8 protein-coding genes are annotated in these 8,478 nt (G+C 55.5%); 7 read left to right on the top strand and 1 reads right to left on the bottom strand.

Annotation, left to right across the window (positions count from 1 at the left end; genetic code table 11):
* Positions 1-98: 98 nt before the first annotated feature.
* On the bottom strand, positions 99-1,430 hold the full coding sequence (locus tag B2W96_RS10955) for an acetyl-CoA hydrolase/transferase family protein (protein WP_293010342.1): 1,332 nt from the start codon (positions 1,428-1,430) through the stop codon (positions 99-101).
* A 745-nt stretch (positions 1,431-2,175) separates the two neighbouring features.
* Between B2W96_RS10955 and B2W96_RS10950 the strand changes: the two genes are divergently transcribed.
* The 7 genes from B2W96_RS10950 (at position 2,176) to B2W96_RS10920 (ending at position 8,459) form a co-directional block, all read left to right on the top strand.
* On the top strand, positions 2,176-2,565 hold the full coding sequence (locus B2W96_RS10950; protein ID WP_293010338.1) for a flagellar basal body rod protein FlgB: 390 nt from the start codon (positions 2,176-2,178) through the stop codon (positions 2,563-2,565).
* Positions 2,566-2,595: 30 nt separating this feature from the next.
* On the top strand, positions 2,596-3,051 hold the full coding sequence (flgC, locus tag B2W96_RS10945) for a flagellar basal body rod protein FlgC (protein ID WP_293010336.1): 456 nt from the start codon (positions 2,596-2,598) through the stop codon (positions 3,049-3,051).
* 76 nt (positions 3,052-3,127) lie between these two features.
* A complete protein-coding gene (locus B2W96_RS10940; RefSeq protein WP_293010334.1) occupies positions 3,128-3,445 on the top strand; it encodes a flagellar hook-basal body complex protein FliE in 318 nt (105 codons plus the stop codon).
* A 37-nt stretch (positions 3,446-3,482) separates the two neighbouring features.
* On the top strand, positions 3,483-5,102 hold the full coding sequence (gene fliF / locus B2W96_RS10935; RefSeq protein WP_293010332.1) for a flagellar basal-body MS-ring/collar protein FliF: 1,620 nt from the start codon (positions 3,483-3,485) through the stop codon (positions 5,100-5,102).
* Positions 5,095-6,228 carry a flagellar motor switch protein FliG gene (fliG, locus tag B2W96_RS10930; protein WP_397355097.1) on the top strand — a complete coding sequence of 378 codons (1,134 nt, stop codon included), beginning with the start codon at positions 5,095-5,097 and terminating at the stop codon, positions 6,226-6,228. The genes fliF and fliG overlap by 8 nt, the downstream gene beginning before the upstream one ends.
* Complete coding sequence (locus B2W96_RS10925; protein ID WP_293010330.1) at positions 6,221-7,144, top strand: FliH/SctL family protein; 924 nt, start codon at positions 6,221-6,223, stop codon at positions 7,142-7,144. The genes fliG and B2W96_RS10925 overlap by 8 nt, the downstream gene beginning before the upstream one ends.
* 13 nt (positions 7,145-7,157) lie before the next feature.
* The gene (locus B2W96_RS10920) at positions 7,158-8,459 is read left to right on the top strand and encodes a FliI/YscN family ATPase (protein WP_293010328.1); all 1,302 of its coding nucleotides are present in this window, start codon (positions 7,158-7,160) and stop codon (positions 8,457-8,459) included.
* Positions 8,460-8,478: the final 19 nt, after the last annotated feature.

Here is an 8,478-nt window from a genome sequence, read left to right as displayed (position 1 = left end):
GCGATCAAATCGCGCCGTCTCTCCTTATTATATATTATATATTGCGGATAAGAACGGCCTATCGCTTAAAAAACACGGCAGAAGCTTTTGCCGGAGTTTCACCTGTTGGACCGCCTCCAGATTTTCTGGTCCTGAGCGGCGGCAATCAGCGTATCCTGAAAATCCGGATGAGCAATGGAGATCAGCAGCTCCGCCCGCTCCCATGTGGAGCGTCCCGCCAAATTTACCGCGCCGTTTTCCGTTACAATGAAATAGGCCTGACTGCGGGGGTCCGTGACAATATCTCCGCTGAAGTGGGGCAGAATGCGGGAGCGACGGACGCCGGATTTATCCACATAGGAGGAGGTCATGCAGATAAACGCCTTGCCGCCCCGGGACATGGCCGCACCGGTAAGATAGTCTAACTGGCCGCCGGTGCCGCTGATATGGCGCAGCCCCGCGCTTTCGGCGCACACCTGCCCATAGAGGTCCGCGGCAATACAACTGTTGATGGAAATCATGTCGTCAATCCGGGCGATGGTTTCTGGCGCGTTGATGTATTCCAGCGGCGCGGCCGCAATGCCGGGGTTTTGGTCCACCCAGTCGTACAGGGCCTGAGAACCGAAGACAATGCCAAGCATCCCCTTGTTGCGGTGGATGGCGCAGCGGGCGCCGGTGAGTTTACCGGCGCAATGCAGCGCGTAGTACGCGTCGCCGCACAGCTCTGTGTGCATCCCCAAATCCTTCAGGTCGGATTGGGCCAACAGAGAGCCAACTACGTTCGGCATGCCCCCGATGCCAAGCTGAAGCGTTGCCCCGGAGGGAATTTGAGGTACAATTAGCTCCGCGATTTTTAAATCCTCTTCCGTGGGCTTGGGAACGGGAAACTGAGGCAAGGGCAAGTGCGTGCCCTCTACCACAAAATTTACCTCCGAGATGTGAACGGACTCGTCAAACCCGCCTAAAATGCGAGGTAGGTGCTCGTTTACCTCCAGAATAACCACGTCCGCCTTCTCCAAAATTCCCCGCGCCACGCCTGCTGCGCAAGAGAGATTGAAGTAACCGTGCTTATCCATGGGAGGCACGCACATCATGGCTACGTTCACGGTAAGAAAATGACGGTAATAAGCGGTCATGTTCCGAAAAATCATGGGAATGTAATTGCAAAGGCCCCGGTCGCAGAGTGTGCGCTCGTAGGCGGAGCAGTGCCACGAGTTGTACAGGAAGTGCTCCCTGCTGGGGTCGCACTCCACCGTCTGGAGGGGAGAGAAAATCAGGTTTCCCCGGATTTTGACATCTGACAGCTCGTCACGGCGCTTCGCCAGCGCCGCGTCCAAAAGCGTGGGGAAGCAGACGTTGGTGGTGTAGTCCACCCAATCGCCGGACTTCACCGCCCGGACCGCCTCTTCCGGTGTGCGCAGCTTTGCGCGATACTCCTCAAAAATGTCCATCTCGGCAGTGTCCTTTCCCAATCCGGCTCCTTCGTTTAGAAGGGCCGATATTGTGTTTAGTATAGCATCTGCACCTCGCCGTCTCAAGATTTTTTTCCCGAAAGTGCGGGCGAGTTTGCTTTGTCCGCACCTGCAGGGAAAACAGAAAAACAAAAGTAATCCTTTACTTATGTTTTTGCTTAAAAAAATTTTTGCTCAAAATTTTAGGGGCAAAGTAGTGAATGAAATTCGAGCACATTGATAATTGTTCAAAAAAGTAAAACTATTTATAAAATACGAAGTTGCCAGAGAAAAAATTGAAATGAATATATATTCATAATATTTTAAAATAGTTGAATAAAAAACACACAAAACCAAAAGTTACAGAATAAGCAATTATTTTCATAAATAATAAATTGTTAAAACCTAAGGGAAAGTGGGTTAATGGGCGAGGGGATTTGGCGGCCCGTAAATAAAAAAGAGAAAAAACCATCGAAAAACCTCGAAAAAGGTCGAATACACAAATTCAAATGAGAATGCGTATTATATATCGCATAAATCACGGCAATTTGCTTTAATCTCGCAAAATATCTGTATAATTCGAGTAAAAAATGTAATTTTCGACAAATTATGAAGATTTTTGTTGCTTTTTATACTAAAACACCTTATAATATGGCATTGATATACCAGTCGCGCGGAGGATTAGAGGCCAAAAAGTGAAAAGGCTTTCTCCAGCGCGGAGCCAAAGGCGAAGGGGGCGCGGAAAATGGACTATGTAACCAGCAACTCGGAATTGATGATGGAACGCTCCATGCGTTTCCTTTGGGCAAAACAGACTGCGATTTTGGATAATATTTCAAATGCGGAGACGCCGGGGTACAAGGCAAAATACGTCACCTTTGAGGAATCCCTGAAGAAAAGCCTCAAATCTGCCTCGGGAGCGTCGGCCCCTGCTGCGGCGTTTCGCAGCGTGCTGGAAGACGCCCGGCCCACCGTTCGCACCGCCAGCAGCGAGAGCACCCGCATGGATGAAAACGGCGTGAACATGACGGAGCAGGGCGTGGAGCTGGCGCGGAATACCTATCAGCTTCGCTATGCGATGAATTCCATCAGCAGCAACCTGAGTATCCTGCGCACCGCCATCAAGGGCCAGTGACCCCGCGCGGACTTGTGAGGAGGAAATGACATGGCTTTTTTAAGCTCTATGAACATCATCGGCTCCGGCCTGACGGCACAGCAGCTTCGGCTGGACGTGGTGTCGGAGAATATTACCAATATGAACACCACCCGAACGGAGGCCGGCGGCGCCTACCGGCGCAAGATGGTGGTGCTTGAAGCACAGGACGGGCGGGACAGCTTTCGCAATGTGCTGGCCCGCAGTTCTCTTTCGTCCAACGCGGGGTATAACACCGCGGGAGGCGTTCGGGTGACGGAGATTGCCGAGGACCCATCCGACCTGAAGCTGATGTACGATCCCACCCATCCCGACGCCAATGATGACGGCTATGTGGAGATGCCCAACGTCACGCTGGTGAAAGAGGTTACGGACGCCATGGCCGCCACGCAGGCGTACTCCGCCGGGGTTACGGCGCTGAACTCCCTGAAGACCGTGATCAATCAGGCGTTGGAGATCGGCAGATAACAACAAGAAAAGCGCGCCGCGCGAATGAAGGCGGCGATCCGGCAACGTTTGAGATGCCGGAAGAGGAGAGATTTTGATGAGCACAGAATTTACAGGAATTCAATCCACCATCCGGCCAATTTCCGACTTGTCCGCACTGAGCGGCACGCAAAAAGCGGACGGCGGGGAAACCGGCGGGGTTTTCGCGGATATTTTTCAGACGGCCATTGACAATGTGAGGTCCACCGACAAGGAAATGGTGGAAGCACAGTATCTTTTGGCCACCGGCCAGTTGGACAATCCTGCGGAGGCGACCATCGCTGCCACGAAGGCCACTGCCGCCGTGGAGCTGCTGATTCAGTTGCGGAACAAGGCGCTGGACGCCTATGGTGAACTGAATCGTATCAGCCTGTAACGGGCGGCTTTTAAAGTTTAGGTGGGGGTAAAGCAAATTGCAGGAGACGCTGAAGGGCTTTGGCGGAAAACTTAAAGAGTTTTTTACCAAGATGAGTAAAAAAACGCGGATAATTTTAGGCTGTGCGCTGGGTGCAGTGATTTTGGCGGGCGCTATTTTTGCCATTGCCATGAGTCATAGGCCCTACGCTGTTTTATTTACGGGCTTAAGTCCGGAGGAGGTTACCTCCATTTCCGCTTACTTGCGGGATAACGGCGCCACGGACTTTCAGGTGCAGGGCACGGACACCGTTTTGGTGCCCGAGGCGCAAGAGGAGCAGTTAAAAGCAGACTTGCTGTTGGCGGGCTATCCTACCTCCGGCTTTGCATATGAGACATATCGGCAGGGTGTGGGCGCCATGTCTACGGATTCTGACCGGCAAATGGCATATTTGCAGGACTTGCAGGACCGGATGGCAGGCGTCATTCGGCGCTTTGACGGCGTGAAATCCGCGGTGGTCAACATTACGCAGGGGGAAGACCGGCGCTATGTGCTGGACAGCAGCAATATGGTAAATGCCTCGGCCTCGGTCTTTGTGACCATGCAGGGGAACGGGGCGCTTCCCGACAAGGTGGCATCCGCCATCCGCTATCTGGTGGCCCACTCGGTAAAGGGCCTTGTGATTGACAATATCGCCATTTCAGATTCTCTGGGCAACGTTTATTCCGGCGCCGCCGGTACTGCCGGGGCAACGGATGCGTCCGAATTGAAGCTGCGGCTGGAGGAGCAGGTGGACAACAAGGTCCGCTCTCAGATCATGATTGCGCTCACTCCGTTTTACGGCGCGGATAACGTTCGTGTGGCGGTGAGCAGCACCGTGGACGTGGACCACACCGTGGGCGAGAGCACAAAATACACCCTTCCCGACTGGGCGGGCGACGGCTCTACCGGCGGAGAGGGAATTATCGGCTCCAAGGTCTACGATCAGGAGGTTGTTCGAGGAGACGGTGATGCTGCCGGAGGTGTGGCGGGAAACCAGACCAACGCGGACATCAATACTTATGTCGAAAACCAGACCGGTGTGGACGACGGGAAAACCTACATCAAAAATCAGGGTGAAACCAATTACAATGTGGATACCAACAAGCAGCAGACGGAGCGGATTGCAGGCGTGATTGCTGACTTGATGGTGTCCGTCAGTATTAACAGCGCGGTTTCCGGCAGCATGACGCCTGCCGAGCTGATCAGCCACGTGGGCCATGCCGCAGGCATTGCGCCCAATGAGCAGACGGACAAAATTTCCATTCTGTTGGCCCCGTTCTACGATCCGGACGGAGGAGTCGTCCCCGGAGGAAACGAACTGAACCTGCCTCCGTGGGTGCTTCCGGCCGCCATAGGCGGCGGAGCGCTGTTGCTGGTGCTTTTGCTTCTGCTGGCCATTTTGGGGAGCAGACGCAAAAAGCGGAAGGCTTTGGCCGCTGCATCCATGGTGGCGCAGATCGCCTCGCCGCAGGTGGCGGAGGTCGAGGTGCCTTTGAATGGCGCGGACATTATGACCGTCAAAACGGAAAAGAGCATTCAGCTCCGTCAGAGTATCCGCAAATTTGCGGAGGATAATCCCGAAATGGCCGCGCACATGCTGAAAAATTGGCTGAGGGGAGGCGAAGAGGATGAGTAACTCCAGAAAGACCAAGGGCGGCGCAAACGCCACGGCTGAAAAGACGCAGACGGCGGCAGCCAACTTTGCGGGTGAAAATCGTGACGAGATGCCCCGGCCCCAGCAGGCTGTGAAGGAAAAGCCGCTGCCCGTTCTCTCCGGACCTCAGAAGGCCGCGGCGGTGATTGTCTCGCTGGGTGCGGACAAAGCGTCACAGATCTACAAGTTTATGGACTCCGACGACGTGGAAACCTTGACGCTGGAGGTAGCGAAGCTGGGGTATCTGGACTCCCGCCAGACAGAGGATATTCTCGGCGATTTTTACGAGCTGTGCCTCACCAACAAGGCGATTACCGAGGGCGGTCTGGAGTATGCCAGAACGGTTCTGGAAAAGGCATTTGGAGAGCAGACGGCAAACCAACTGCTGGAAAAAGTGGAAAAGTCCATGAAGAACCGGCAGTTTGCATTCTTGGACAAGGCAGACGCCAAATCCTTGTTTTCCGCCTTGCAGTATGAGCGGCCCCAGACCATCGCGCTGGTGCTGTCCTATGTCAGTCCCGGCAAGTCCGGCAACGTGGTGGAGCAGCTTGACCCCGCCAAGCAGATCAAGGTGGTGGAGAACATGGCCAAAATGGAAAGCCCTTCTCCCAGCACCATGAAAATTATAGAGGCGGAAATGGGGCGGCGATTCTCTACCATCATCAGCAGCAAGCATGTGAAGGTTGGCGGCATCGACTTTGTGGCCGACATGATGAACAATATCGACCGTTCCAGCGAGAAGAGCATTTTCGACGGCTTGTCTATCTACAATCAGGAGCTGGCGGACGAAATCCGCAAGCGGATGTTTGTATTCGAGGATTTGGTCAATATGGACGACCGCTCGGTCCAGCGCTTCCTGCGGGACTGCGACCCCAAGGACATTGTCCTCTCCCTCAAGGCCGCCACCGACGACGTTTCCAACAAGCTGCTGGCCAATATGTCCACCCGCATGGCGCAGAACATCCGGGACGATCTGGAGATTACCACCAACGTCCGCATGAAGGACGTGGAAGAAGCGCAGCAGCGCATCGTGGATGTAATCCGCAAGCTGGAGGAGCAGAACGAAATTATCATCATCAAGGGCGGAAAGGACGACATCATTGCGTAACGGGAATGTCCTGAAAAACTTTATAAAACCCAAGGCGGAGCCCTATCTTTTTCCCGACAATCTTCAGGATGAAACGCCCGCTGCGACACAGAGAAACGCGGAGGAAGACCTGCGGGAGGGCTTTTTGGACGAGCTGTTTGTTGACGGTGCGCCCCGGGGCGGGGACGCTCCGGCGAAGGAAAAGGACAGCTTCCGGGAGCCGGAACAGACGGAGGAACCGCTTGCCGCAGCCGGCCGGATTCAATTTGCAAACGTGCAGGCCGAGGCGATTCTGGCAGCGGCGAAAGAGGAAGCAGAACAAATGAAAGCCGCGGCTGGGGCCGAGGCCCGGACCATGGCGGAGAAAGTTCGGGAGGATGCCCGCCGGGAGGGCTACCGCGAGGGTTATACCGAGGGTATGGCCGGGGCGGAGCAGGATTTGGCGGAGCGGCGCGAGACACAGGCCGCCAAGCTGGAGCAGCAGCTTCAAACCTTTTTGGAAAATATCGCTTTGGCGCAGGACGAGTTGATGGATGACGCCAAGACCGACATGCGGGACCTTGCGGTGGCGGTGGCGGAAAAGGTGGTGCGCATCAGCCTGAAAAGCTCCAGCGGCGTCATCGCCAAGATGATTCAGGATGCCACGGAGAAAATGAAAAAACGGGAATGGGTCCATATCTACGTCTCCGGCTGCGATGCCAAGGGCCTTGCCCAGATTACCCCTCGGCTGACCCGTGCACTTTCCGGCCTGTCCGACCATATCCGCATCATTCCCGTGGCGGAAGAGGAGGGCGGCACCTGCATTATCGAAACGCCGGACGCCATTATCGACGCCAGCGCCCCTACGCAGATGGCCAATATTCGGGCGATGCTGGAAAATATCTCGCCAGACGATGGTCCTTCTAAGAACTTCGGACGACGCCCGGGCGACCGGTGAAAAAGGAGCAGCCGTGTTTGGTCAAATGATCCAGCAGCTTCAAAACGCCGATACCTTCAGCCTGACGGGAAGGATCGAGAATATCGTAGGCATGTCCATCGAGGCCTCGGGTAAAAACGCGGCTGTGGGCGACATCTGCCGCATATACAACGGCGACACCGGAGATCAGGTGACGGCGGAGGTGGTGGGCTTTAAAAACGACCGCATCCTCCTGATGCCTTACTCCGACATGAGCGGTATCTCCGCGGGCAACTTTGTCCGCAACACGGGAAAGCAGCTCACCCTCCCTATGGGGCCGTTTCTCAGAGGGCGCATCATCAATGCGCTGGGCCAGCCCATCGACGGCGGCCCCGCCTTTGAAGCCGGGACCTCCCACTGTGTGGAGGGCAAATACATCAATCCTCTCTCCCGCCCCGCCATTACGGAGCGGATGGAGTTCGGCGTGAAAGCCATCGACGGGCTGCTTACCATTGGTAAGGGCCAGCGTATCGGGATTTTCGCAGGCTCCGGCGTGGGCAAAAGTACCCTGATGGGCATGATCGCAAGAAACGTGAAAGCCGACATCAATGTCATCGCCCTGGTGGGCGAACGGGGCCGGGAGGTTCTGGATTTCGTCCGCAAGGATTTGGGCGAGGAGGGCATGGCCCGGTCCATTCTGGTGGTGGCCACCTCCGACCAGCCTGCGATGCTTCGCAAAAAGTGCCCGTCCGTGGCCACCGGCATCGCGGAATATTTCCGGGATCAGGGCTACGACGTGCTCTTGATGATGGATTCCCTTACTCGGTTTGCTATGGCCCAGCGGGAGATCGGTCTTGCCGTGGGCGAGCCGCCCGTGGCCCGGGGATACACCCCCTCTATTTACGCCGAGCTTCCTAAGCTGTTGGAGCGCAGCGGAAATTTCGAGCGCGGCTCCATCACCGGGGTTTATACCGTTTTGGTGGAGGGCGACGACACCAACGAGCCCATTGCCGATACCGTCCGGGGCATTCTGGACGGGCATATCGTTCTCTCCCGGCGGCTGGCCGCCGCCAACCACTATCCCGCCATCGACGTGGGAGCCAGCATTTCCCGGTTGATGACGGATATTGTCCCTCTGGAAAACCGCAGAACGGCGGGCCGCGTTCGAGATATTATGAGCGTCTATGAAAAAAGCTCGGATCTGGTGTCCATCGGCGCGTACAAGGCGGGGACGAACCCCAAGCTGGACTACGCTTTGAACAAAATCGACGCCATTGACAGTTTTTTAAAGCAGGGCATTGATGAGGCGTTTTCCTATGAGGAAACCATGGGAGAGATGGAGCGCATCCTCCAATAAAGGCCGGATTGCCGGGAAG

This window comes from Oscillibacter sp. UBA6647 (assembly GCA_002455655.1).
Classification (GTDB): Bacteria; Bacillota; Clostridia; order Oscillospirales; family Oscillospiraceae; genus Oscillibacter.
Note: the sequence above shows the minus strand (reverse complement) of the source record. Positions and strands in the feature narration are given on the sequence as shown.

What these genes read in the sequence shown, in the direction of transcription:
- B2W96_RS10955 (WP_293010342.1), bottom strand. Translation starts at nt 1,430, where the DNA reads ATGGACATTTTTGAGGAGTATCGCGCAAAGCTGCGCACACCGGAAGAG.
- B2W96_RS10950 (WP_293010338.1), top strand. Translation starts at nt 2,176, where the DNA reads ATGGACTATGTAACCAGCAACTCGGAATTGATGATGGAACGCTCCATG.
- flgC (WP_293010336.1), top strand. Translation starts at nt 2,596, where the DNA reads ATGGCTTTTTTAAGCTCTATGAACATCATCGGCTCCGGCCTGACGGCA.
- B2W96_RS10940 (WP_293010334.1), top strand. Translation starts at nt 3,128, where the DNA reads ATGAGCACAGAATTTACAGGAATTCAATCCACCATCCGGCCAATTTCC.
- fliG (WP_397355097.1), top strand. Translation starts at nt 5,095, where the DNA reads ATGAGTAACTCCAGAAAGACCAAGGGCGGCGCAAACGCCACGGCTGAA.